The sequence below is a fragment of the Candidatus Cardinium hertigii genome (assembly GCF_003788695.1).
This window is the reverse complement of record NZ_RARA01000025.1, coordinates 123652-150358: the sequence shown is the minus strand read 5'-3', so window position 1 is coordinate 150358 and position 26707 is coordinate 123652. Positions and strand designations below refer to the sequence as shown.

Sequence of the window (26707 nt, the reverse complement as noted above, 5' to 3'; positions counted from 1 at the left end):
TTTCTTTTCAGCAGTTTTTTCACCAGCGCTTGATTTTTTTTGGCTACTTTTTTTGATCAAGCAAAAAAAGTAGCTTTAAAAGAAGTAGTTTTAAAAAGTTTATAATCCTTTTATAAAGGCCTACCGATAATTTGCTTTTGCTATAATTATCTATTACCATGTTATACTATCTATTCAAATTCCTACACACCGCATTTCACCTGCCTGGTACAGGCCTTTTTAAGTATATTTCCTTTCGAGCAGCTATGGCTACCCTTAGCTCTTTTGCAATTACTTTTTTATTGGGAGAACTCTTTATAGATTTTTTAAAAAGGAGACAAATCATCGAATCCAATCGGGCACTAGGGTTCAAAGAAGAAAAGGAAGCGGTTAAAGCAAATACGCCTACGATGGGAGGTTTTTTGATTATACTAGCAACGGTGATACCCACGCTACTCTTTGCGCAATTGCACAACATATACATTATCTTATTATTAATCACTACTGTTTGGATGGGTCTAGTGGGTTGTTTTGATGACTATATCAAGGTTTTTAAAAAACAAAAAAATGGACTCAGCGGATGGATAAAATTATTAGGCCAAATCACTTTAGGTTGTATGGTGGGTAGTACACTGTATTTTCACAAAGATGTAGTAATACGTGAGCTATCGACCCCATCCTACGAAAGATTTACAGTTTCAGAAGATAAAGTAGCTGCTACTACCTATAACGACATAAAGTCTACTAAAACGACGATCCCTTTTTTTAAAGGAAATGAACTTGATTATACTAAAATAAGTACCATCTTATGGGGGAGTGAAAGCTATACATGGCTACTTTATATAGCCATTGTAACTTTTATTATTGCTGCTGTTTCGAATGGCACCAATCTGACGGATGGCTTAGATGGGTTAGCTGCCAGTACGTCTATGATTGTCAGCGCTACTTTGGCAATCCTTGCGTATCTATCTGGTCATATAATATTCGCTAAATATTTGAATATTATGTATATCCCAAATTTGGGAGAGCTTACCATATTTTGTTGTGCATTTGTAGGAGCTTGTATGGGGTTCCTTTGGTATAACGCTTATCCTGCACAAGTTTTTATGGGAGACACGGGTAGCTTGACCATTGGAGCTATTATTGCAGTACTTGCTATTTGTATACGAAAAGAATTATTGATTCCAATCCTATGTGGCATATTCTTACTAGAAAATGTATCTGTTATACTGCAAACTAGTTATTTTAAATATTCTAAAAGAAGATATGGAACAGGCAGGAGAATTTTTAGAATGGCTCCGCTACATCATCACTATCAAAAATTAGGATGGCATGAATCAAAGATTGTAACCCGGTTTTTGATCCTTAGCCTTCTATTTGCTATTGCTACGCTAATAACTTTAAAAATCAGATAGCTAAACTAAAAATGATATATGCTGTATTGTTTGGTATCCGTTCACCCAATGGCAGCCATATTTTATAGATTATTTAAAGCTACTTTTTTTGCTTGATCAAAAAAAGTAGCCAAAAAAAATCAAGCGCTGGTGAACAAAGCTGTTGAAAAGTTCAGGCTGCAAGCTGAAAATCAGAACTCGCCCAGGCCTACAGCCTTGGGCTCAAACAGGCTGATTTTCTAATACCTTTCAGCCTTTCTTTTCTAGTCACAGCTTTGTTCAAGGCGCGTTTTTTATAAACTTACATTATTGCGCTATTTCTAAATACGAACGTGAAAAAACACGCATAGGCCACACTACTGAACGAATACTTTTAAGGAAGGTAAACAAAAAATTAAACATCACCCACATCTTTCCAAATTTTTAATAATAAATCCATACCAACTTATTTCGATAGATCTAACCATAACATACTATCCATTTATAACTAATATTACGCAGCTGGTCAACCGTTTGATAGATTACGGAAGCGTTATGCTTGCATCATATCAAAAGCTGGTTTAACCATTTGAATAAAAATGCAATAGATAAGTATCTAAAATATCAGTTAATAAGTACAGTTGTACCTTTTATAATAGTGGCCATTCCAGACTTTACTTCTGTACTAGCGTTTCCACTTAAGGTCGCCTTCATAGAAGCTTGTGCATTGATATTCATACTCTTTAAATTTATATCTTTGGTCCCATTTACCACAATATCTTTTCCTGATTGTATGGTTATACTTGCCTGTGCACTCAAATTAATATCTTTACTACTGGTTAGGTCAATACCATCTTTACTTAAAATAATTTTATTACTATTCTGGTCTACAATTTCAATACTTTTTTTCTTATCTGATATCTGAATAAGCCCCCCTGTAGCGGTTTTAATGATAATTTCAGGCCCTTCTTTATCGTCATGAAAGGTCAACTCTAATTTTTCTCGGGAAACAAAAGATTTAAAAAGATTTTTATCGTCAGCCATCTTAGGCGGTAAATGTTTACCGCTATAAAGAGAACCTAGAATAATAGGACATCGAATATCATCATTAACAAAGCCTACCACTACCTCATCCTCTAATTCTGGAATAAAAAAAACACCTGATTGTTGCGTCGCATAAAAAGAGGCTAAACGGCACCAAATGCCTTCTTTGGGCTTATCTTGCACTAAAGGCAGATGAACCAAAATCCGATTGTTTTTTTGAGGATCTTCAGTAATTTTTTTTACAATACCAAGTTGCAGCCCATGTATAGGCGGCATCATTCCTGCTGCTGGAAGTGTACCAATATCATCATATTTCCGCATATAACGTTGGGTATCTAATCCTAAGGTGAGCTCTGTTTGCCAGTTTCCTGCTTCTATAAGGTGTCGAATGCCAGATACATAGACATCGCCTGAAAAGTGCGTAGCGCCTTTTACAATGGTCACAAGACAATCATGCAGTAATTTAGCATTGCCCGCAACGGTAACCACTCCTTTTATTTTAGCTATTCTACTGCGACCTAATAAGCCAGTTGCTAACGTTTTTATTTCCGAAGGATCTGGTATACCGCCATGGGATATAGAAACAGGCATTTGGCTAGTAGCAGAAATAAGTTTTTTATAGGAAAGATCTCCCATAGATTGCTCCCCTGGCTCATGCGCTTTTACAGAAACTGTAATTTGTTTATTACTATCCCAGGCAATAGCATTAGCGCCTGCCCATTGACTTTTTGCATCTATTTCAGCATCAAATTCAATAAAATCCACTCCATACGTATAGGTAAAAGCCCCCTTACCTCTAGTTTTAGGCTGCTTAATTGCAATTTGTCCATCATTCACCACCACAATTTGTCCATTTGCTTCTGCACGAATATTTAAGAAATCCCAATCTGATATTTCATGCTGCGAAATACTTTCATGCATAATGTCAGTAGCTTCAAGTTTATGCTTTAATCCACTATATGTACCCAAAATCTTTTTTATGAGATCACTATCCTTACATTTTTCAAAATGCATGGTTTTTGGGGTAAGTGTTGTCTTATAGAAGAGATCTCTACAAGTTACAGTAAGGTTAGATGATCCTTTTGATCTAGACTGAATAGCCAATTTTGCCACTACCCCTTGAAATATCTGCTCTAGTGCATTTCCATAGCCGGCTTGTATGGTAACAGCAGCTCCTATAACAAAAGTCTTATCATTTGCTATAGAAAAGGTTTGTGATTGAATGTTTCCATCATGCAAAACTATTTTTACATAAGGGATTGTATTGATTCTTTTATCAACCATTATAGACTGTATGGGGTAATTTGCATCTAACGTTTTAGAACCTATTTTTATGGAATACTTGATAAAATCATTTGGTATAGAGCTCATGGTATAGAAGATAAAGGCTTACAGTAAAGAAAAATATTTCTACTAACGAGATCTCATAAAATGTAGGGCAGAAGTCATTTTGGCCTCTCTACATGCTTTTTGTCGGATATGCATTTACCTAGTTTGCTTTAAGGCACCATTTGCTACCCATCCGGAACCGGCTGGTTGTGGAAGTAAATAGTGTGCAGCCATCATAGCCAGGCCATTGGCTACCATACAAGGAAAAGCACCCATTATCTCTGTTACTGGTTCAATCCATTTATTCCAAGCCAAAAGGGTTAGCAAACCTGTGGTCATACCGATTAAAGCAGTAGACGCAGTACCCCGAAAGCCTAAAACGGCTAAAATAAAAGGGGCAGTTATGATAACTACAGGAAATTCACAAGCTAAAATTCTTAATTCCATTACATTATTATCTTTAAAAGCTAATATCATAGCTAATAAACCCACAACTATAGAAGTCAGCCTACTCAACCCAAACTGATAAACATAAGAAACCACCTTGTTCCCTCGCACACTTTCTACCATATCATGGCTAACCATAACAGAACAAACATGTAAGCAAGAATCAGCTGTGGACATACCCATAGCCAATAAACTTATGGAAACCCATCCTTTAAAAACAGGCGAAAGTTGGCTCATTATATGAGGCCAAATCTGTTCTGTAGATAACGTTGGGGCAGATACAAAAATAAATAGACCAATTAAAATAATAAAAAAATATATAAGAACGCCAAAAGGAGCAGCATACAAAAAAGCCTTACTGGCTTGAATGGGGCTAGCAGACATGTATACCCTTTGTACCACTATAGGGTGTGTATAGGACAACAACGAACTTAAAATTATTGAAAGTATAGCTACTAAATTAATATTCAAATGGAATATGCTACCAAACTGAAACTTTTCTTGACGCTGTAAAAAAGGTACAATGGTCTCTATTGGGTTATCTATTTTATGAAATAAATTTACAGCCAACAGGGGAATAATGATGGTAAAGGTTACAAACTGCAATACGTCGGTAAAGGTAACAGAACGAATACCCCCAATGGCAGAATAGCAAATAAGCACTAAGGTAGCTACGATAGTGATTATTTTAGAATCAACTGTATCCATACACATATTAATTGCCTTAGCCATTACACTAATTTGAATAGCAATTAGGACAATAGAAAAACCAATAGTGGTTATAGCGGCAATAATTCTTGGATACTTCCCATATACACTCCCTATTGTTTCTGACATAGAAAGGTGTTGCATAAATGGCCCCATACAAAGCGCTAACGGACTTATAATCAAAATACCTACAGAACTAAAAAGTAACATTATTACCCAGAAAAGCCCCTCTTGATGGATCAGTTCTACGTTGTACTTCAGCATCCCTCCTCCACACACAACAGCCAATATGGTAGTTGCCAACGTAGCCGTAGGAAATTGCTTATTACCAATTGCATATTCCCGTAATAGGGTTGTTTTACTTTTAAAGCGCAGCCCTACCACTAAGGTCAATAATAAAAATCCTCCTACCATTAAGAATGGTATATAAGCATTTAATGAAAGCATATAATTATATATTATGATATAAAAAGTTACAAGATCTTAGGATCTTAATTTAGATTATTTTCGCAATAAAAAGAAGAGATTTGCAAGCAATTTTTTAATATGTATTAACGATTTTTAACGATTTTGATAATAAGTAACAAAACAACTGCAGGCAATAATCACCATAGCACCTAAACAAGTATCAAGCGTTGGCCATTCATCAAAAAATAAATAGCCAAATACCATAGACACTACCAATTCTATATACCTCAAAGGCGCCAAAACAGAAATGTCTGATAGGGCAAAGGCTCTTAATAAGAAATAGAGGATCAGATTACTGCCAATTCCCAGCACGCCCAACACGCATAGCTGTGGTAAGGTAGGTATTTGCCAATCATACCATGCTACTGGGAATATACAAAGGGAGGCGAACAAATTAGAAAAAAAGATTACAGAAAGAATAGGTTCATGTGTAATATATTTTTTATTGATAATATCTAATAAGGCAAAAACAACTGTTGCCAATACACAAGCTAAGAGAGGGGTATTATAGTTTACTATAGCAGGACGAACGATGAAAGCAATGCCCATAAAAGCTAAGCAGGTAGCTACCCATATGGGCCAAGCAACCTGCTCTTTAAGGAAAATACTAGCTAAAATAAGTACAAAAATAGGATTAGCAAAGCCAATGATAGTTACGGTACTCATCTTCACTTGGGTTAATCCATAGGAATATAAGCTCATGGCTATAGCTAAAAATAGTCCCCTCAAAAAATGCAAAGGAAGCCGTTTGGTTCTAAAAAGATGGTCATTGCTGGAATACATAATAATAGGCACTAAAACCAAACTACCAAATATAAAACGGAAGAAACAGACTTGACAGATAGTAAGGCCTGTTGTTACATACTTGGTGACCACATCATTAAAACAACTAGAAAGAATACCAAGCAATAACCAAAACAATGATTGCAGGTAAGCGTTTTTCTGAGGATACATCTTTTTTTAATCGATTTAAGCTATCTATCAGTAGATAGCTACCTATATAATATCTTCATAATTTTGAAGAAAATGTTCTGCATCTAGGGCAGCCATACAACCTGTGCCAGCAGCTGTTACCGCTTGGCGATAGTGGGCGTCTTGAACATCCCCAGCTGCAAAAATTCCAGAAATATTTGTTTTAGTGGTTCCTGGTTGTATTTGAATATAGCCTTGGCTATCTACTGCCATATAGGGAAAAAATGGCAAAGAGTTGGGTTGATGACCTATAGCAACAAAAAATCCAGTAGCGGGTATAGTGGTAATTTTTTTAGATAGGGTATGGATGACTTCTATGGCCTCTACAACCGTTTGACCTAACACCTCTTTAACTTCCGTATGAAACCAAATTTCAATGTTCGATCGTTTAAAAACGCGTTCTTGCATAATTTTGGAAGCACGCATCTGTCCTTTACGAACAAGAAGATGAACGGTTTTACACAGTTTAGCTAAATACAATGATTCCTGGGCAGCAGTATCTCCTCCGCCAACCACTACAACGGTTTCATTTTTAAAAAAGAACCCATCACAGACCGCACAAGCAGATACGCCTTTCCCATAAAATCTTTTTTCTGAAGGTAAACCTAGCCATTTTGCAGAAGCGCCAGTGGCAATAATAACGGATCGAGCTAACACATGCTCCCCGCTATCTACTATTAATAGACGTGGATAAATAGAAAAATCCACTTTCGTTATACTCCCCTCTTTGATAATCGTACCAAAGCGCTCTGCTTGTGCTTGAAAGTCCTCCATCATAACAGCTCCCATTACGCCATTCCTATAACCAGGATAGTTCTCCACATCCCCCGTAATAGTTAATTGGCCACCTGGTTGCGGACCTTGATATAGAATAGGATGTAGACCTGCACGGGCAGCATAGAGCGCAGCAGTATAACCAGCTGGACCTCCTCCAATAATAACGAGTTGTACAGGCTGATTGGACACAATTTATCCCAAATAGTATTTTAGCGTTTCACTACTAACCGCTGTTTTTAGTTTTTTAATGGCCTTTTCTTTTACTTGGCGCACACGCTCCCGTGTTAATCCAAAACGGCCTCCTATTTCTTCTAGCGTCAATATTTCGATATTGTTAAGTCCAAAATAATAACAGAGCACATCACGCTCTCTAGGCGTCAGTACAGTTAATGAACGTTGAATTTCTTTACACAAAGAATCATTCATCAACTCACTATCTGGTTTTTTTTCTACATCGCTCTCCAATACATCTAAAAGGCTATTTTCTTCCCCTTGTACAAAAGGAGCGTCTACAGAAATATGGCGCCCCGCAACTTTTAAAGCACTTCTCACTTCTTCCGGATCAACCTCTAAAAACTCAGCCAATTCCTCTACAGTCGGCTCACGCTCATACTTTTGCTCCAAACGGGAAAAAGTTCTAGAAATTTTACTAAGAGAACCAATCCTATTCAATGGTAAACGTACAATCCTAGCTTGTTCAGCTAGGGCCTGCAATATAGATTGCCTAATCCACCAAACCGCATAAGAAATAAACTTAAAGCCTCTCTTCTCATCGAACCGTTGCGCAGATTTAATTAAACCTAGATTACCTTCATTAATCAAGTCACTCAAAGATAATCCTTGGTTCTGGTATTGCTTAGCTACAGAAACCACAAAACGAAGATTTGCCTTGGTCAATCTTTCAAAAGCGGCCCTATCTCCCATTCTGATTTTTTTAGAAAGCTCAACTTCCTCATCAACGTTAAGAAGCGGAATTCTACCAATTTCCTGAAGGTATTTATCCAAAGATTGGCTTTCACGATTAGTGATCTGTTTGCTTATCTTCAGCTGTCTCATAATAAAATTAAATTTAGATTACTTGTATATCTTTTGTATTACTGCATCTTGATGGTACGTAACATCAGTTAAACAGCTACGTTGACAACTGCAGCATCTTTCTGAGCAGGGAGCAACGCCTTACGGGACAATCGATATTTACCTGTTTTAGGGTCTATACCAATTAGTTTTACTTGTAATGTTTCCCCAATTTCTAATACTTTTTCAAGATCTTCAATGCGTTCCCAACACACTTCCGATACATGTAATAAGCCATCTTTACCAGGCATAAACTCTATGAATGCGCCATAATTAAGTACAGACTTAACTTTACCCATGTAAATTTCACCAATAATCGGTTTAGCTACAATAGTATGTATTCTACTAAGGGCCTTTTGTAGACACGCTTGATTAGAAGCAAATATGGTAACCATACCATTATTATGCTGCTCCATAATATCGATACGGGTGCCTGTATCTTTTTGAATCTCTTGTATGACCTTACCTCCAGGGCCAATAATAGCCCCAATCATCTCTTTTTCAATCTCTATATTGGCAATTTTTGGAGCATGTGGTTTGCTTTCTGGACGAGGCGTAGCCATCGCTTCAGCCATTTTTTGAGCAATATGGAACCTACCTTCTTTAGCTTGCAGAAGCGCTTGTTCAAGCATCGCATAAGAAATACCAGCCACCTTCATATCCATCTGACATGCTGTAATGCCCTGATGGGTACCGGTTACCTTAAAGTCCATATCACCTACACGATCTTCATCACCAAGGATATCAGATAAAACAGCAAACCGACCGGTAATAGGATCTATCACCAGCCCCATAGCAATACCTGATACATGCGCCTTAATAGGAATTCCGGAATCCATAAGCGCCAAAGAGCCAGCACAAACGGTCGCCATAGAAGAAGAACCATTTGACTCGAGGATATCAGACACCACGCGTATGGTATACAAATTTTCTTTATCAGGAGGTAAAACAGCTTGCAGTGCCCTCATAGCTAAGTTACCATGACCTATTTCTCGACGAGAAGGACCTCTATTGGGTTTAATTTCCTTGGTGGAAAAGGCAGGAAAATTATAATGCAGTATAAAACGGCTATATCCATCCTCCATAGCTCTATCGATTATTTGCTCATCAAATTTGCTGCCAAGCGTAACCGTAGTAAGGGATTGTGTCTCCCCTCTTGTAAAAAGGGCAGAGCCATGTGCAGAGGGCAGATAATCTACCTCGGCTTCAATAGGCCTAATCTCATGTAATTGACGGCCATCTAAACGAAGTGCTTCGTGTAAGATAAGATCTCGAATAACTTGCGTTTCTATGGAATATATAAATTCTTTCTGTTGTGTATGGGTTACTTCCTCACCTTTTTGATTCTGAGCCAACTGTTCTCTATAACGATGTTCTACAGCTAGAAAAGCCTCTTTACGCAAAATTTTAGAAGGGATACCTTGTTTGACTACTGCATACATATCGAGGTAAATCGCTTCACGTAAGGCAGAATGATAATCTACTGTAGCGAGAAAATCAATGGGTTTAAATACGCTTTTCTCGACACCCACCGCCTCCATAAGTGCTCTTTGCACTTGACAGTGTAACTTAATAGCTTCATGCGCATAACGGATAGCCTCTACCATCTCGGCTTCTTGTACCTCATGCATGGCTCCTTCTACCATAAGTACACTATCCTCAGTAGCAGCTACAATAAGGTTAATATCAGCCTTTTCAATAAGACTAGACACTGGATTTATTAAAAAAGCGCCGTCTATACGTACTACACGAACCTCAGAAATAGGTCCATTAAATGGAATAGAAGAAACAGCCAAAGCGCAAGAGGCTGCTAAAGCAGCTAGTGCATCTGGTAAAACTTCATCATCAGCAGATATCAATGATATGTTTATTTGAACTTCACTGTTAAATCCTTTGGGGAAAAGGGGGCGAATGGCACGATCTACTAACCTGGCAATGATAATTTCATGATCCCCTAACCTACCCTCTCGCTTTAAAAATCCTCCAGGTATTTTACCAGAAGCAGCAAACTTTTCTTGATAGTCTACATAAAGAGGAAAAAAACTAAAAGGACTTTCTACTGAACCTTCTTTGGCCACCACAGTAGCCAGCAGAATGGTGTTACCTATCCGAACAACCACTGCACCATCAGCTTGGGTAGCTAATTTGCCCGTTTCTATAGTCATTACACGACTATCCGGCAACTTTATGGTTTTTGAAATTATTTTTCTGAGCATATGAATTTTCTGAGCATGTTTAAAACATATTAAGGCGTATAATGAAACATAGAAACGTATAATACAACCACTATATAAAAATATTAAATTTTTAAAAATAGCAGGAAAATAAAAAAAATAGAATTTTCCCTATGGACTCTTTAGAAGAATAGATGAAGAATTATAAAAAGCACTCGAAACCCAACGCATACTGAACCTAAAAAATAATTATGGATTATTTTCTTAAACCAAGTGTTGCAACGATACCTCTATAACGATTTAGATTGTCTTTTTTAAGATAGGCTAATAACCGTTTGCGTTTACCAACTAATTTTATAAGGCCTAATTTTGCAGCATAATCCTTTTTTTTAACACTTAAATGTTCCGTTAAATGTTTAATTCTATAGGTAAATAGGGCAATTTGTGATTCAGCAGAACCACTATCTTTTTCAGACCGCTTGAGCCCAAAAGTTTTAAAAAGATCTGCTTTGTTTTGATGCACCAACTTCATATGTATATTAATTAATATGTATATTTAACAATAAATTAAATTGAAACAATAATCTTTATGCCCGCTATGCCCATTCTAAAATAATTAATAATGCAACGCTCCCTAAGTAAATTTAATAATAAAATCATGTTTTAGCAAATCTGCAAAGTATTCGTTCACTTGCGTGGCAGCAATGTTTTTATTGTATTTGTTTACATGCTTGACAGCCATATTCTATTTGCTAATATTTAATAATTGATTATTTTATTAATTTTATTTTAAAACTATTTCTTTTAAAGCTACTTTTTTTGCTTGATCAAAAAAAGTAGCCAAAAAAAATCAAGCGCTGGTGAACAAAGCTGTTGAAAAGTTCAATCTGAAAGCTGAAAATCAGAACTCGCCCAGGCCTACAGCCTAGGGCTCAAACAGGCTGATTTTCTAATACCTTTCAGACTGAACTTTTCTAGTCACACCTTTGTTCAAGGCGCGTTTTTATGATCTTGTATTATTGTACTATTTCTAATTGGTACGAACACGGATACACATAGACCACATCACTGAACGGATACCCGTTTAGATCATTCAGATCCGTTAGATCAAAATTTAAATTTGCCTTTGTGTACTTTTTTCATCATTTTACAAGCCATATCGAACTGTTTTAGTAATTGATTTACCTCTTGTATAGTCGTTCCGCTACCCATAGCAATACGTTCACGGCGATTGCGATCAATAATATGAGGTTGTCTCCTTTCTTTAGGCGTCATAGAGTTGATAATTACCTCACAGTCATTAAAAAAATCGTTACCTAGCGGTACATCTTGTAGCAGTTTGTCTGCCCCTGGCAGCATAGTAATCATTTCTTTTATATTACCTATTTTTTTAATCTGTTGAATTTGCTTAGCTAAATCTTCTAAATTAAACTGATTGCTTTTTATTCTCTGATTTAATGTACGTTGTTGTTCTTCGGTGTAAATCTGTTCTGCTCGCTCTACAAACGAAATAACATCTCCCATACCTAAAATACGACTAGCCATACGGTCTGGATGAAAGAGATCTAAATCCTGCATCTTTTCACCCGTACTAATAAACTTAATCGGTTTATTTACTACACTACGAATAGAAAGCGCTGCGCCACCGCGGGCATCTCCATCTAGCTTCGTAAGCACTACCCCATCAAATGCGATTTGCTCATTGAAGGCCTGTGCTGTGGTAACCGCATCTTGGCCTACCATAGCATCCACTACAAAGAGCGTTTCCGAAGGCTTTAAACTTTCTTTAAGCATACGAATCTCGCGCATCATCATTTCATCAATAGCTAAACGCCCTGCGGTATCTACAATAATAAGATCTGCTGCTTGATTTTTAGCCTCTTGAATGGAATTTTTAGCAATAGTATGGGGGTTTTTTTCTTCTGAATCTGTATAAACAGCTACACCCAATTGTTCTCCCAGTTTTTTAAGTTGATCAACTGCTGCAGGCCTATAGACATCACAAGAAACTAAAAGAGGTGTTTTGTTTTTCTTTTTGTAGTAGTAAGCCAACTTACCCACTAAGGTTGTTTTACCGGCACCTTGCAATCCGGCTACCAAAATAATAGCTGGATTACCAGTAAGGCACACCTCAACATGCGTATCTCCCATTAAATGGGTCAACTCACTTTGTACCAACTTGGTAAAGAGCTGTCCTGGTGAAACCGCTGTAATAACATGGGTACCTATGGCTTTTTGTTTAATAGCATCCGTAACCTGTTTGGCTACTTTATAATGCACATCTGCCTGAACCAAACTTCTACGAATTTCCTTTATAGTAGAAGCAATGTTTATTTCTGTAATACGGCCCTGCCCTTTTAAGGACTTAATGGCTTTTTCTAGATTCTTACTAAGGCTTTGAAACATATGAAATTAAATTTGCAACCCAGTTGGTTTGTGTTTTAGCTCTTTTGCCTGGTAATGAAGCGTAACACAGTTTTGCTCCTTTAAAATCATTTGAGCTATTGCTTTGACTTCTTCCAGTGTAACTTGTCGAATATACGCAATTTTTTTGTTTACTAAATCGGTATCTCCCAATAAAGTAGCTATTGCTAAATCTTGCGCACGATTTATTAAATGTATTTGCGCAAATACTAACTGTGCCTCTATCTGATTTTTAGCCTTTTCTAATTCAATAGCTGTAGTAGTAGCTATTTTTTGTAATACTTCTAATAAGGCATTTTCAGCTTCTTCAAATTGCACTCCATTGGTTAAACTGCCGCTAATTACCAATAAACCAGGGTCGAACGATTCCGTACTATAGCTGTCTATCCTGGTATATAGCTCTTGATCTTCTACAAGATGGGCGTGCAATAAAGCGGACTTTCCTTCGCTCAATATATTACTCAATACTTCTGCCGGATAATAACCTGGCATACCTTGCCCTGGCATATGATAGGCTTTGTAAAGCATATTGAACGGTACATCACCCTCAACTACTTTTCGCCTATTTATCAACTGATCTGGCTCTTGAGGCAATGATCTATAGTAGGGTACACCAGCTGGAATAGGTTCAAACCACTTTTTACATAATTGCGCTACTTCTTGCTGCTTCACTTTTCCAGCTACCACTAAAATAGCATTATTAGATCTATAAAATTGGTAAAAAAAGCTCTTTACATCCTCCATAGTAGCGTTCTCTATATGGCTTACCATTTTGCCAATAGTGGGCCATCGATAGGGATGTGTAGTGTAAGCCATATCTGTTAAATGGTGCCATGCATCGCCATAGGGCTTATTAAGACAATGTTCTTTAAATTCTTCTATCACAACCTTTTGTTGTACTGCAAATGATTTTTCATCAAATGCCAATCCCAGCATACGATCAGACTCAAGCCAAAAGGAAGTTTCTAGATTAACAGCAGGAAGTGCACAATAATAATTGGTAAAATCTGTAGTCGTATAAGCGTTATTATACCCCCCTACTTGCTGGAGAGGCGTATCGTAAGAGGGAATATTACAGGAACCTCCAAACATTAAATGCTCAAATAAATGGGCAAAACCTGTTTTTGAGGCATGCTCATCTCGAGAACCTACATTATATATTACGTTTACTACAGCAATATGACTAGCTGCATCTTCATGTACAATAACTTGTAGGCCATTGGTTAAAGTAAATTTTTCGAAATGAATCATTTGCGTTTATTATTAATTTTATAATTATAAAGTATAGGATCACATATAAACGAGATGCTATTGGGGATTACATTTGCAAGCGCTTTAATTAATTTTTTCGAATCCTGTATAAGGCTGTAAAACTTGGGGAATATGGATGCCCGTTGGGGTTTGATACCATTCCAGTAGTGCCGCTAGGATACGTGGTAGCGCCAAGGCACTGCCATTTACGGTATGTAAAAGACAGCTTTTATTTTTTTTATCCTTATATCGTAGAGATAATCTATTGGATTGAAAGGTTTCAAAGTTACTAATCGAACTTACTTCTAACCATCTATTTTGTACTACAGAACGCACTTCTATATCATAGGTCATAGAAGCACAAAAACCTAAATCTCCACTACAAAGCTTAAGAATACGATAGGGTAATCCTAATTGTGCTACTAGTCCTTGTGCATAGGACAATAACGCTTCTAGATTTGCATAGGAATGGTGGGGATGACAAATCTGGACCAGTTCTACCTTATCAAATTGATGTAATCTATTGAGTCCACGTACATGCGCTCCCCAAGAACCTGCTTCTCTCCTAAAACAAGGCGTATACCCAGCATGCTTAATGGGTAATTCAGTTTCTGCTATAATACAATCACGATAGATATTGGTGATAGCCACTTCTGCAGTAGGAATTAAATACAAATCGTCTGCCATTATGTGATACATCTGTCCTTCCTTATCAGGTAACTGACCCGTTGCATAGGCAGATGATGCATTTACTAAAATAGGGGGCTGGGTTTCTATATAGCCCGCTTCCGATGCTTGGTCTAGAAAAAAATTAATTAAAGCACGTTGTAACTTAGCTCCTTTGCCTTTGTATACCGGAAAGCCAGCGCCCGTAATTTTATTGCCCAGTTTAAAATCAACCAGGTCATATTTTTTAACTAAATCCCAATGAGCCAACTGCTCTGGCTTGGCATGGGGTACATCACATGTTTGATATATAACTTGGTTATCGTCAGCACTAGTACCAAATGGGACACTTTCATGTGGTACGTTTGGTAACTGATAGAGCTTTTCTAAAAGGAACGTTTCATATTCCTTAAGCTTTTGTTGTAAGCACTTTTCTTCTTCTTTTAATGTGCTGATTTCCTTTTTGTGATCATGAAGCGCTTCTAATTTCCCGTCTTTATGAATCTGGGTTCCTATTTTTTTATTAACCTTATTGAGGCGAGCAGTTAAACGGTCCAGTTGCGTTTGTATGCCCCTTTTTTCTACATCTAATGTAGATATGGTTTCTATTAACGCTTGTGCAGCAAATAAGCCTCTTTTATATAAGCGATCTATAACTGCTTTTTTATCTGTTCTAATCTGGTGTAAGGTAATCATTTTATTGAATGTATGATACTGGCATCTCCACTCTAAGTTACGAGCTTTTGGTTTATTTTAATATTTTTTTACTGAAAGTGATAAAAAATTTGATTTTTTAAAATTATGGTTGTATACTTGCTCATAATTAGATTTACCGTAGCATCGTATTCAACGGTTCTACATTGATATTCATTCCTTGTCATAGCTGTTGCTCTATCCTGTTTGGATGCATTAAAAAATTGTGATCATTCTTATTGGATTGCTCATTGCAAAATCGAAATTAGAACAGAAAAAAGCAGTATATTATAATTAATACTCTTGGTTTACACGCGTTCACATACAGCGTTCATATACAATAAACTATTGCTCATAGCACAAAAGATCAAACGATCTATTAGGTTATGAGCCCTATTTAATTACACATACCCAATCATGTACAATATCAGAGAGCTTAACCAAAAACTTATTTCTGAGTTACGAGACATAGCAGAAAAATTTAAAATTAAAAGCTATAAAACACTTTCAAAAGAAGAGCTTATTTATAAAATATTAGATCAACAAGCCATATTTCCTACAGATACAGATGATGCTGATCAAAAACAGAATAATAAAGAAACGGGTTTAACACCGCAACCCAAAGAGCCTCTCCCATTTGCACCACCCAGGAGAAGTCATGTACGATCTAAAGCGGTAGAAACACAAACTGAATTGCACGCCGTCCCACAGGGTAAAGAAAAAGAGGCTTCCACTGTAGCGCCCGTTCAAGTGGTAGAAAAAAAGATTGACACCAAACGACCTGCACCGGTACCTTCTGTTACCAAGGAATCAAAGGAGTCAACGTCTGAAAGGAATCAGGGCAGGCATAACCATAAGAAGGAAGCTATGTTACTGAATAATTTTGATACGACTATTGAAGGAGAAGGCGTATTAGAAATTATGCAAGACGGCTATGGATTTTTGCGTTCATCTGACTATCACTACTTAGCAAGCCCAGATGATGTATATGTCTCATCCTCTCAAATCAAATTATTTAACTTAAAAACGGGTGATACCATTTGTGGAAAAATACGTCCTCCCAAAGAGGGAGAAAAATACTTCGCCCTGTTAAAGGTAAACTTTATGAATGGTGTAACCACAGAAGAAGGGCGCAATCGTATTCCTTTTGAGCATCTCACACCACTTTTCCCACATGAAAAATTGAATATTTCCAATGGATCTAATCAATATTCGACTCGTATTATGGATTTATTTTCTCCTATTGGCAAAGGACAACGTGGTATGATTGTGGCACAACCTAAGACTGGTAAAACCATACTTTTAAAAGAGATTGCAAATGCCATTGCCGCCAACCATCCGGAAGTTTATTTGATCGTGCTTTTAATTGGAGAACGTCCAGAAGAGGTTACCGATATGGCTAGAAATGTAAAAGCAGAAGTGATTGCTTCTACATTTGATGAACAAGCTGAGCGGCATGTAAAAGTTTCTAATATTGTTTTGGAAAAAGCAAAAAGAATGGTAGAATGCGGTCGTGATGTCGTTATTTTATTGGACTCTATTACGCGATTGGCTCGGGCACACAATACGATTAGCCCTTCTTCTGGGAAAATACTTTCTGGAGGTATTGATGCCCATGCGTTGCATAAACCACAGCGTTTTTTTGGTGCCGCACGTAATATAGAGAATGGAGGATCGCTTACCATCTTAGCTACGGCACTTATTGATACGGGTTCTAAAATGGATGAAGTAATATTTGAAGAATTCAAAGGTACGGGCAATATGGAATTACAGTTAGATAGAAAACTGGCAAATAAACGTATATATCCAGCTATTGATGTGCCTGCTTCGGGAACAAGACGCGAGGAATTATTGATTATTAAAGACGAACTGGCACGTATCTGGATACTCCGTAACATAATGGCGGATATGAGTTCTATAGAAGCTATGGATTTTCTGCTCAAGAAAATGAGAGGGACCTATAATAACGAAGAATTCTTAGTGTCCATGAGCAATTAATAAAAATGAATCATTAGCAAGCATTACTTTATCTACACTTTGTTACAGACCCATTTTGTACAGAATAAAAAATTTTTTCATAATGATTTGGCGTGAGAATTATCTGTTTTTTTATCTTATTACCACGCTATTTATCATCGGCATTTCCCCCTTGCTTTTATTCGATAAAGTTTCTTTTTTTATGCTTGCCAATCAGTGGCATCATCCTATTGCAGATTATATAGCTCCCTATCTTACTTGGGCAGGCGACGGGCTTACCTATGGCTGTTTTATATTGATTAGTGCAGTGCTTCGTACCAGTTGCAGAAAGATACTCATTATGGGGAGTAGTTTTGTCTGTATGTCTCTTGTGGTGCAATTATTAAAACATCTTGTTTTTGCCCATATGGTAAGACCTATAGCAGCCGTTCCATTAGATGCAAACCTGCACCTAGTAAATGGCGTTAAGGTATTAACCCACTTAAGCTTTCCTTCTGGTCATTCAGCCAGCATCTTTACGCTAGTATCTGTTATACAGCTATTGTCTAAAAGCAAAAAAGAAATTTATAGCTTAATGCTGGTACTACTAGCGCTTATGATCGCCTACTCAAGAATGTATCTTTGCCAACATTTTTACACTGATATCTACGTAGGTGCACTCATCGGTACCCTATCGACTATAGTAGTCTATCTCGTATGTATGCATTTCAAAGGACCCCATTGGTTCAATCGTTCTGTTTACTTTTTTATTGTAAAATATGGAGCAAGATGGTCGCTTAACAAATTGCCTCAGAAATAGAGCCGCTGCCTTTCTTGCGATTATCTTTGGATTAATTTTTTCAATAGGCATAGGAAGCATACATCTTTTTGATTTAGATGAACTCTATTTTGCTGAAATTACCAGAGAAATGATGCTCACTCGTAACTATGGGCAAATAACCTTTAATTTTGAACAGCTTTATGAAAAACCGCCTCTTTTCTTTTGGATACAAGCTGCCAGTATGCATCTTTGGGGCATTAATGAAATAGGAGCCCGTTTTCCGAATGTAGTATGCGGCTTGTTGACCATTATAACGTTATATTATATAGGTAAAGCATACAAAGGGAAATGGTTTGGCCTCTTGTGGATGTGCTTACATGCAACTGCTTTTTTACCCCATTTTTATTTTAAATCAGGCATTATAGATCCTTTTTTAAATTACTTCTTACTATTGGCTATCTACTTTTTATCACGTGCAGCTACTGAAAATACTAGCCATACATCGCTTTATTATGCTGCAAGTGCTGGCTTATGTATAGGTTTAGCACTACTAGCCAAAGGCCCTATAGGCGCAATAATACCGTTTGCTGCCTTAGCCTTATCTTCCACCTGGGTTATGGGACGCATAATCATATTGAAGCAACTCATTTTAACTGTTTTAGTAGCAGCTCTTATCGTATCATGTTGGCTTATTCCAGTCATTTGGTATAACGATTGCATTTTTATCCAAAAATTTATTCAAAAATTTTGGGAATACCACTGGTTGCTTTATCATCAACCCGTCGACACGCATAATCAACCTTGGTATTACCACTATTTGGTACTTTTTTTCGGATGCTTTCCCAGCTCACTTTTTACCATTGCCTTCTGTAAACAACAAGGATGGATGAAAGAACATTATTTTGCTGCTAATATGCAAGCCGTATTGATAATAGTCCTGCTTATTTTTACATGGGTTGGTACCAAAATTGTACATTATAGCTCTATGGCTTATTTCCCTATAACTTTTTTTGCAGCAGATTTTTTATACCGTCTGATTTCCAGCAAGGAAAATATTAAAACCAATCGATGGATAGCATTTTTATTTATAATAGTAGGAATGGTAATAGGCAGCTGTTTGGCTATTATACCCTGGATTATGTTACATAAAGAATTATGTATTCCTTTTATTACAAATCCACAAATCATGGCTGCATTGCATATACCGGTAAGATGGAACCATTGGGATAGTCTACCGGGCATAATGTATATAATAGGGGTTGGGATAGCCTTTTATTATTTATCCCAGCATCGTATGGCTTCTTTTATTTGCATATCAATATTTATCAATATGTTGACACTTACACTGTTTTTAAGCCGAATAGCTCCTAAAATTGAAAGTTATACACAAAAAGCGGTAGTAGACTTTTGCAAAAAATGCAAAGAGCAGGATGTATACCTTACTACTATTGGTTTTAAAGCAGCAGCACCACTTTTCTATACAAATAAGACCGCCGAAAAAAGTATAAAAGAAAAAAATGTAGCATGGATTTTAACAGGGCCTATTGATAAGCCCTGCTTTTTCATTGTATACAAAAATGATGCTGTGCTATTGGAAAATTATAAGGATATCCATTGCATAAAAGAAGCTGGATGTTTTTCGTTCTATGAACGGCTTCCCAAAACAGTGGTAAAGTAGCTAACCACTATTGCATATGGATATACATTTACAAGCCTTAAAACTATAGTATCCGTTCAGTGGTATGGCTTATGCGTATTTGTTTACGTTCGTACCTAAAAATAGCGCAATAATATAAGATTATAAAAAATGCGCCTTGAACAAAGCTGTAACTAGAAAAGTTCAGTCTGAAAGGCAGGAGAAAATCAGCCTGTTTGAGCCCAAGGCTGCAGGCCTGGGCGAGTTCTGATTTTCAGCTTGCAGACTGAGCTTTTCAACAGCTTTGTTCATCAGCGCTTGATTTTTTTTGGCTACTTTTTTTGATCAAGCAAAAAAAGTAGCTTTAATTATTAGCAATTTTCTGTAATCTATAAAACATGGCTGCCACGCAAGTGAACGGATGCAACCTATGCCTAGTATCTAAAGTGCCCCATTATCTTTAAGGAAAGAAATAAATTTTTCAATGTTAACGATAATATCATCTTCAAGATGTTCTTCCGTTGTCCTATCAACATAAAAAGGAATATAATGCCCCCTTGTTAGGGATGTAAATTTTTTATAAAAGCTTCTTTGAGCAGCGCCAACCATACCATGATCTATTTCTATGAGTTTATACCCAGGATTTGCGAATATCAAGTTTGCAAATCCTGAACCATGCGGCCCTACTATAATCTTTGCTTTATTAAAAAACTTAGCCTGTTCTTGAGGAGATAACGTTTCCAAATGTAAAATTTTAAAGCCAAACGTTTTTAATGTATGGGTTAATGTTGCTTCATTGGTTATGCGCCGAATAGATGCATTTTTTCTAGATATATATATTTTTTCAAAAGTATTGTGTTTGGTGTTAACCACATAGTTATTCAAAAAAATCTCTCGGAGTTTGTGCTGCATCCAACTGGGTAAATAGTCCTTTATCTTAAGGGGAATAAATGGAATGCATGGTACAATAAGTGTTTCAGCTTGGATAATAGCATTCCCATTTATAATGCATAATTTCTCTCTTGGTATTTTTAGATAATCCAATACAGCATCAAGAGATCGATTTTGCCATTCATATTTGAGATTATTTATATATATCCGATCATAATCTATTTTAGAGAGATCAAGCATAATTAATCTCGGTAAAACTTGTAATAACCAATGATACCAATTCTCAGAGCCTGCAGAAGCTATAACTGCAAGCTTGCCTGAAAAAAACATTGGATTTTCATTGTTAATATTACGATTCTGATTTTTTAGCTTATGCTGATCCTGTAAACTCGTTTGCGTATCTTCTAATATATATCCATCTTCTGTTAATATACCTCCCTCATTGACAACCGTACCCATAGCTAGGGTAACAATGCATTGCGAATGACCTATCGCATCAGCGCCATCTTTATATTCAGTTAATAACTGTTGAACTTTTACACCCCTTGATGGTAATTGTGCAATAGTAATATTTGTTTTTAAATTATTAATCAAAGCAAATGCTGAATAATTATTGAGTATCATGCATGCTACACAAGCCATCCTTAATCTTTTTTTTACCTTCATCTTCATATTTTTCGGATGTGCCCTATCCAAATTAAAAAACAAAACAACGAGATGTCTTTAACCGTTGTATTTTCTAACTTAGCAGCTTTTTAACATATTTCTAATCCCGGAACGCAATATTAAATATTTTTTCGACCTCATAACCAATAAGTCTATTATGGTAATACCATAAAGTCCAGAGATCCTGAATTAAAAGATTTCCCTCTTTTACAGATACCAATGGTGGTTTAGCATGATATATCCCCAACTTTGCAAGCCCATCTGTAGCAATAGTAGATAACTGACCATTTAGCAGCACAGCAGTAAAGTTTATTTTTTTCTCCTTATAAAGAATATAAAATGCTTTGTAAGCCTTAGAAAGCGCAACCATAAAGTCTTCACGCTTTAGCGTTATTTTTTCTAACTGCATTGAAAATCCTTCTATTGTTTTAGCCAATTCATAAGCTACAAATGCTACTAGATGACTACTCAGTACACTGTTAATACGGTAATAGATTTCAACAATTTTATGACTTAGCGGCTTAATATAGCTATCTGGCCTCTTACTGATCGTAGTATTAAGCTTTAAAAACTGCTCGTATAAGTTTACCTCTTTTCCTTGGGCATCGTAACTACGTGCCTCTATGTCTACCCTATTGCCCATTACATCTAAGGGAGTCCCAATGTTAATGAATATTTCTGAGCCCTTACATAATATATTTCTACCCAATAGAAGCTTCGTAACGCAACAACATGGCTTGGATTCCGAATCCATAGCTGTTTCCTTGTCGGCTAATGTACGAATTAATTGCTGCGCTTCTAATACGCAATGGTAATTTAGTACTACAGGAATAATAAAAAGCTTTCTAGCATATGCACCTTGTTTTTGAAAGTTATTTTCCTGTGCCTCAAAAGGAGTTCCTAGCAATCCTAATTTTAAATCGGATTCTATAGCGCCTGAACGGCTACGCGTTCCGCTAGGATAAAATAAGGTATGACAACCCCATTCTAGCGTGAGACATGTATAATATTTCTGTGTTAACAGGTAGGGAATGTTTTTTTTGCGTCGATCTATTTTATAGGTGCCCAATTGGCTAAAAAGGTAGCGAAAAAACCTATTATTAAAGAGATTTAATCCAGCTCCCCAACTCAAAGGAGACAGGCCTAACCGTTTCATAGCCAATCCTATAATAACGGAATCCCAATGGCTGGTATGCGTAGGCACTATAACAATCGTTCCTTTTTTAGCTAATGCCCGCACTATGTCTATTTCACCAGCTATATGAAATTTTTCTTGTAATCTTTTACACCTAAGTGTCCAACGTTTTTCTTTAGGACCAAATCCAAAACAATTGGGTTTAAGTAGATTTATAAATATATGGTGAACGCTTTTAGCCATTATCTGGTAATGGCTCACACTAAAGTGGCTACGCATCTCCCCTACATAACGCTCTATTACATTTTTTAAGAGCTCATTTGCTCCCATCTTATTTTTAATAGCACATTCCATGGCTTCCCAAAATGCACTATCATCTTTAGGATCACAGGCCCATGGATCAGATGTAATTCTAGCCAGTTCTCTAGAAGCAGTTTGGGCCAGCATGCGGTAAAGATCTGCATCTATTGGATAACGTAAACGCAAGGATGTAAAACTTCTATAAACAACTTCTTCCAAAAAACTTTTTTGATTTTTATGGAGCCTAGTAATAGGCCAATTTTCAGCCTTAGATTCAATAGGCGCAAACTGCTGATGGGTCATCTAGTATATATTTAACGAAATAAGCCGTACATTACGGCCAAATTATCTAGATAGATAGAAAGACTATCTAATATTTTTATGATATTACAAGATATAAGATCCAAATGGATATTGATTATTTTTTAGAAGAAACCTACTTTAGGTTAAAGCACAAAAATAAGATTTCTGTGTGGTTACAAATTGTTATTCAAAAAGAAGGTTACACATTAGATCATCTCAATTTTATTTTTTGCTCTGATCCCTATTTATATACCAAAAACAAAGCCTATTTGGGCCATAATACTTTAACAGATGTTATTACATTTGATTTTTCCACAAATGCAAAAACCATTTTAGGAGATATTTACATAAGCATTGATCGTGTGAGAGAAAATTCAAAATATTATAAACGAAAAATTGAAGAAGAGCTCTATACGGTAATGGTGCATGGTCTATTGCATCTATTATCCTATGATGATCAAACAATGCAAGAAAAGATCATTATGAGGGAGAAAGAAAATTTTTATCTAAATCAGTTGCTGCCAATTTTATCCTAATTTTGGCCTGTTCCGAACTTCCTATTTTTATTTTTTAGCTACCGCTTGTCATAATTTATGAACATGCAGGTTGTTATATACACACCTTGCAAAAACAAATACATCATACATTTCTATAATACTTTCCATCATTTCATAGCTAACACGCAATAATTTTTTATTTTCTACCATTAAATGGTTGGCCATCTACTCGTCAAAAAAATGGAGCCTTGGCTAAACACAAACACTGCTGTTTTATTATCTATTTATCGTAACTTAGCTCGGTAAACCGTTAAGGTAAGGTATCTGTTCAGTGGTGTGGCCTATGCGTATTTTTTCATATTCGTATTTAGAAATAGCGCAATAATGTAAGTTTATAAAAAACGCGCCTTGAACAAAGCTGTGACTAGAAAAGAAAGGCTGCAAGGTAGTAGAAAATCAGCCTGTTTGAGCCTACTCTTCGTCTTTGAAAAGCTGGCTGTGTTCCGCTTCGGGATTCAGCGTACTTGGGGTCCCCATGATGTATGTACATACATCATGGGGCGAACTCGCATAGTAAGTACTATGCTGCGTGCGTTTCACCCTCGCGCGCCTTGCCAGCTTTCCAAATCCATTGAGTAACCAGAGGGCGAGTTCTGATTTTCAGCTTGCAGCCTGAACTTTTCAACAGCTTTGTTCATCAGCGCTTGATTTTTTTTGGCTACTTTTTTTGATCAAGCAAAAAAAGTAGCTTTAATCTATAAAATATGGCTTCCACGCAAGTGAACGGATACACCGTTAAGCCCCATTATTTCTAAAATGTATGCCCGTATTCGAAATGCCTCCTAGCGCTAAAAACAAAAAAGACGTGTTAGATTATACTACCCTTATCTTAAAAACTTTCCAGAAAGATCCTAGTGGAACGCACAAGAGCCTACATCAACTCTGTACAAGCTTAGGAGTTAAAGACAAATCAGGTAAAGAACAAGTGAAAAAAGCTTTATCGGATCTTTTGCATAACGGTAAAATTAAAAAAATAAGCAAGGGGCGCTATCTATGTCTCAAGGAGCCTACCTATTTAATAGGCCGAGTAGATTATGTCCGGACTGAATATGCCTATATTGTAGTTCCTGATCAACAAAAAGATATATTAGTATTCCATAAAAACTTATTATCTGCATTAGATAAAGATTTAGTTAAAGTTCGGTTGTTTTCGGAAGAACGCCGTAAACGTCCAGAAGGAGTGGTAGTAGAAATTATTGAACGCAATACTACACCCGTAATCGGACGCATACTATTATCAGGCGATCAACCTAAAGCTACGATTGAACAAAAACGTGCCTCTTACGTAGTTTTGCTACAAGGGGACCATATAGCTCTACTAAAAGAAAATGATAAAGTTGTTATTGCATTAACCTCTTTTCCTGGAGAAAACAACCAACTAACCGGTAGGGTTGTGAAACACCTTGGACAGGCTGGTATACATGAAGTGGAGATGCAAGCCATTATGGCAGAATTTGGTTTAAAGGATGTTTTTCCAGTAAATATTTTAGAAAGTATCAAGCATACCCCTACAGCCATCTCAGCACAAGAAATAGCCAAACGGCTAGATCTACGACCTATACCTACTTTTACGATAGACCCGGAAGATGCTAAAGATCTAGACGATGCCCTCTCCTACCAAAAGCTAGCCAATGGCCATCACCAGGTAGGTATCCATATTGCAGATGTAAGCCATTATGTCTTGCCCGATAGTTTATTAGATATAGAGGCCTACACACGCAATACCTCCGTATATCTAATAGATCGTTGCGTTCCCATGTTACCAGAACTGCTTTCTAATGGATTATGTTCTTTACTTCCACAAAAAGACAGGCTAACTTTTTCAGCTATTTTTGAAGTGGATGACCGGGGGAAAATTCATAATAAATGGTTTGGAGAAACAGTTATCTATTCCAATAAAAAATTCTCTTACCAAGAAGCCCAAGCCACAATAGATGCACAAAAAGGGGATCTGTACCACGCGCTTAGTCAATTACATAAGCTAGCTAAACGGTTTCGAGCAAAACGTTTTAAAAAAGGAGCCATTAATTTTGAAACCAGAGAACTAGCATTTGAACTTGATTCCCATGGAAAACCACTACAAGTGGTGACCAAAGTCCGTACAGATACCCATAAACTAATTGAGGAATTTATGCTACTAGCTAACCAAAATGTCGCATCCTATGTAGCTAAAATGAAGCAAAAAAATGAAAAAGTAGGACCTACTTTTATATATAGAACCCATGATAATCCAGACCCAGATAAATTAAATGAATTTTTTTTGTTCGTAAAACAACTAGGATATAAAATAGATTTAAATGCTGGTCCAATAAGTAAGGCTATGCATCATTTAGAACAGGCTATTCAGGGCACAAAAGAAGAAAATATTATCAGATCACTTGCCATCCGTTCTATGGCCAAAGCGCTTTATACCACAAAACCTAATCCACACTTTGCATTGGCCTTTGCGCATTATAGTCATTTTACTTCACCGATCAGGAGATACTCAGATTTGTTAGTACATCGGCTTTTAAAGCAATACTTAAAAGGTGAACGCATATATGATGTAGACACTTATGAAAAAAAATGTCAATACGCAATAGAACGAGAATCGATTGCTGCAAATGCAGAAAGAGCTTCCATAAAGTATAAGCAAGTAGAGTTTATACAAAATTTTAAGGATAAAATATTTGAAGGAATAATTAGTGGCATCACCGAATGGAATATTTATATAGAAATTATATCTAATGCATGTGAGGGCATGGTACGGTTGTCAGATCTTACCGATGATGACTACATTTTTGAAGAAAAAAATTTCCAAGTTATTGGGAAACATTCTAAAAAATGTTACCGCTTGGGAGATGTGCTAAAGGTTAAGGTAAAAAGCTGTGATTTGGATAGAAGGTATATTAATTTTACGCTACAACCGTAGGAATAGAAATGCTATTACCCTACTGAGGTTGCGAAGTAACTGATGCAAAGATAAGTGGTTTAGTACAAATTATCTCAATACAATAGGCTAAATTTTAATATCCCTTCAATGGAGTGGCCTATGCGTATGCGTATGCGTATGCGTATGCGTGTTCGTACCCATTAGAAATAGTACAATAATACAAGATCATAA

At 36.6% G+C, this 26707-nt stretch carries 18 protein-coding genes; 6 read left to right on the top strand and 12 right to left on the bottom strand.

Going from position 1 to position 26707, the window contains the following annotated elements:
* Nucleotides 1-158 precede the first annotated feature (158 nt).
* Nucleotides 159-1394, top strand: a complete 1236-nt coding sequence (mraY, locus tag EDM02_RS03790; RefSeq protein ID WP_123663216.1) for a phospho-N-acetylmuramoyl-pentapeptide-transferase — start codon at nt 159-161, stop codon at nt 1392-1394.
* A gap of 582 nt (nt 1395-1976) precedes the next feature.
* On the opposite strand, the gene vgrG is transcribed toward mraY, so the two are convergent.
* From vgrG to serS, 10 genes are all read right to left on the bottom strand, one after another.
* Nucleotides 1977-3767 carry a type VI secretion system tip protein VgrG gene (gene vgrG / locus EDM02_RS03785; RefSeq protein WP_123663214.1) on the bottom strand — a complete coding sequence of 597 codons (1791 nt, stop codon included), beginning with the start codon at nt 3765-3767 and terminating at the stop codon, nt 1977-1979.
* A gap of 114 nt (nt 3768-3881) precedes the next feature.
* Entirely contained in the window at nt 3882-5327 is a 1446-nt protein-coding gene (locus tag EDM02_RS03780; RefSeq protein WP_123663212.1) for a sodium:solute symporter family protein, read from the bottom strand.
* 114 nt (nt 5328-5441) lie between these two features.
* Nucleotides 5442-6302, bottom strand: coding sequence for a DMT family transporter (locus EDM02_RS03775; protein WP_123663210.1), 861 nt, complete (start codon nt 6300-6302; stop codon nt 5442-5444).
* A 42-nt stretch (nt 6303-6344) separates the two neighbouring features.
* Nucleotides 6345-7286 (bottom strand): thioredoxin-disulfide reductase, encoded by a 942-nt coding sequence (gene trxB, locus EDM02_RS03770; RefSeq protein ID WP_123663208.1) that lies wholly within the window; start codon nt 7284-7286, stop codon nt 6345-6347.
* Nucleotides 7287-7289: 3 nt separating this feature from the next.
* The gene (locus EDM02_RS03765) at nt 7290-8153 is read right to left on the bottom strand and encodes a sigma-70 family RNA polymerase sigma factor (RefSeq protein WP_123663206.1); all 864 of its coding nucleotides are present in this window, start codon (nt 8151-8153) and stop codon (nt 7290-7292) included.
* 68 nt (nt 8154-8221) lie between these two features.
* Nucleotides 8222-10387 (bottom strand): polyribonucleotide nucleotidyltransferase, encoded by a 2166-nt coding sequence (pnp, locus tag EDM02_RS03760; RefSeq protein ID WP_123663204.1) that lies wholly within the window; start codon nt 10385-10387, stop codon nt 8222-8224.
* 214 nt (nt 10388-10601) lie between these two features.
* Entirely contained in the window at nt 10602-10877 is a 276-nt protein-coding gene (rpsO, locus tag EDM02_RS03755; protein WP_123663201.1) for a 30S ribosomal protein S15, read from the bottom strand.
* Nucleotides 10878-11452: 575 nt separating this feature from the next.
* Nucleotides 11453-12751, bottom strand: coding sequence for a signal recognition particle protein (ffh, locus tag EDM02_RS03750; RefSeq protein WP_123663199.1), 1299 nt, complete (start codon nt 12749-12751; stop codon nt 11453-11455).
* A gap of 6 nt (nt 12752-12757) precedes the next feature.
* Complete coding sequence (locus EDM02_RS03745) at nt 12758-14020, bottom strand: M16 family metallopeptidase (protein WP_123663197.1); 1263 nt, start codon at nt 14018-14020, stop codon at nt 12758-12760.
* Between the two features lie 84 nt (nt 14021-14104).
* Entirely contained in the window at nt 14105-15382 is a 1278-nt protein-coding gene (serS, locus tag EDM02_RS03740) for a serine--tRNA ligase (RefSeq protein ID WP_123663195.1), read from the bottom strand.
* 414 nt (nt 15383-15796) lie between these two features.
* Between serS and rho the strand changes: the two genes are divergently transcribed.
* The 3 genes from rho (at nt 15797) to EDM02_RS03725 (ending at nt 19794) form a co-directional block, all read left to right on the top strand.
* A complete protein-coding gene (gene rho / locus EDM02_RS03735) occupies nt 15797-17377 on the top strand; it encodes a transcription termination factor Rho (protein WP_123663193.1) in 1581 nt (526 codons plus the stop codon).
* 181 nt (nt 17378-17558) lie between these two features.
* A complete protein-coding gene (locus tag EDM02_RS03730; RefSeq protein WP_184891133.1) occupies nt 17559-18155 on the top strand; it encodes a phosphatase PAP2 family protein in 597 nt (198 codons plus the stop codon).
* Nucleotides 18115-19794 (top strand): ArnT family glycosyltransferase, encoded by a 1680-nt coding sequence (locus EDM02_RS03725; protein ID WP_123663189.1) that lies wholly within the window; start codon nt 18115-18117, stop codon nt 19792-19794. The genes EDM02_RS03730 and EDM02_RS03725 overlap by 41 nt, the downstream gene beginning before the upstream one ends.
* 399 nt (nt 19795-20193) lie before the next feature.
* On the opposite strand, the gene EDM02_RS03720 is transcribed toward EDM02_RS03725, so the two are convergent.
* Together EDM02_RS03720 and EDM02_RS03715 are read right to left on the bottom strand one after the other, a co-directional pair.
* Entirely contained in the window at nt 20194-21315 is a 1122-nt protein-coding gene (locus tag EDM02_RS03720; RefSeq protein WP_221179603.1) for a glycosyltransferase family 61 protein, read from the bottom strand.
* A 94-nt stretch (nt 21316-21409) separates the two neighbouring features.
* A complete protein-coding gene (locus EDM02_RS03715) occupies nt 21410-23047 on the bottom strand; it encodes a 1-acyl-sn-glycerol-3-phosphate acyltransferase (RefSeq protein ID WP_123663187.1) in 1638 nt (545 codons plus the stop codon).
* A gap of 104 nt (nt 23048-23151) precedes the next feature.
* Between EDM02_RS03715 and ybeY the strand changes: the two genes are divergently transcribed.
* Nucleotides 23152-23583: an rRNA maturation RNase YbeY gene (ybeY, locus tag EDM02_RS03710; RefSeq protein ID WP_123663185.1), complete on the top strand. Its 432-nt coding sequence runs from the start codon at nt 23152-23154 to the stop codon at nt 23581-23583.
* 781 nt (nt 23584-24364) lie between these two features.
* Nucleotides 24365-26515 (top strand): ribonuclease R, encoded by a 2151-nt coding sequence (rnr, locus tag EDM02_RS03705; RefSeq protein ID WP_123663182.1) that lies wholly within the window; start codon nt 24365-24367, stop codon nt 26513-26515.
* Nucleotides 26516-26707: the final 192 nt, after the last annotated feature.

Bases quoted from the DNA above. Each gene is read 5' to 3' on its own strand.
- EDM02_RS03745 (WP_123663197.1), bottom strand. From the start codon at position 14,020: ATGATTCATTTCGAAAAATTTACTTTAACCAATGGCCTACAAGTTATT.
- mraY (WP_123663216.1), top strand. From the start codon at position 159: ATGTTATACTATCTATTCAAATTCCTACACACCGCATTTCACCTGCCT.
- EDM02_RS03725 (WP_123663189.1), top strand. From the start codon at position 18,115: ATGGAGCAAGATGGTCGCTTAACAAATTGCCTCAGAAATAGAGCCGCT.
- serS (WP_123663195.1), bottom strand. From the start codon at position 15,382: ATGATTACCTTACACCAGATTAGAACAGATAAAAAAGCAGTTATAGAT.
- rnr (WP_123663182.1), top strand. From the start codon at position 24,365: ATGCCCGTATTCGAAATGCCTCCTAGCGCTAAAAACAAAAAAGACGTG.
- rpsO (WP_123663201.1), bottom strand. From the start codon at position 10,877: ATGAAGTTGGTGCATCAAAACAAAGCAGATCTTTTTAAAACTTTTGGG.
- ffh (WP_123663199.1), bottom strand. From the start codon at position 12,751: ATGTTTCAAAGCCTTAGTAAGAATCTAGAAAAAGCCATTAAGTCCTTA.
- EDM02_RS03715 (WP_123663187.1), bottom strand. From the start codon at position 23,047: ATGACCCATCAGCAGTTTGCGCCTATTGAATCTAAGGCTGAAAATTGG.
- vgrG (WP_123663214.1), bottom strand. From the start codon at position 3,767: ATGAGCTCTATACCAAATGATTTTATCAAGTATTCCATAAAAATAGGT.
- EDM02_RS03765 (WP_123663206.1), bottom strand. From the start codon at position 8,153: ATGAGACAGCTGAAGATAAGCAAACAGATCACTAATCGTGAAAGCCAA.
- EDM02_RS03730 (WP_184891133.1), top strand. From the start codon at position 17,559: ATGCTTGCCAATCAGTGGCATCATCCTATTGCAGATTATATAGCTCCC.
- EDM02_RS03780 (WP_123663212.1), bottom strand. From the start codon at position 5,327: ATGCTTTCATTAAATGCTTATATACCATTCTTAATGGTAGGAGGATTT.
- pnp (WP_123663204.1), bottom strand. From the start codon at position 10,387: ATGCTCAGAAAAATAATTTCAAAAACCATAAAGTTGCCGGATAGTCGT.
- EDM02_RS03720 (WP_221179603.1), bottom strand. From the start codon at position 21,315: ATGAAGATGAAGGTAAAAAAAAGATTAAGGATGGCTTGTGTAGCATGC.
- ybeY (WP_123663185.1), top strand. From the start codon at position 23,152: ATGGATATTGATTATTTTTTAGAAGAAACCTACTTTAGGTTAAAGCAC.
- rho (WP_123663193.1), top strand. From the start codon at position 15,797: ATGTACAATATCAGAGAGCTTAACCAAAAACTTATTTCTGAGTTACGA.
- EDM02_RS03775 (WP_123663210.1), bottom strand. From the start codon at position 6,302: ATGTATCCTCAGAAAAACGCTTACCTGCAATCATTGTTTTGGTTATTG.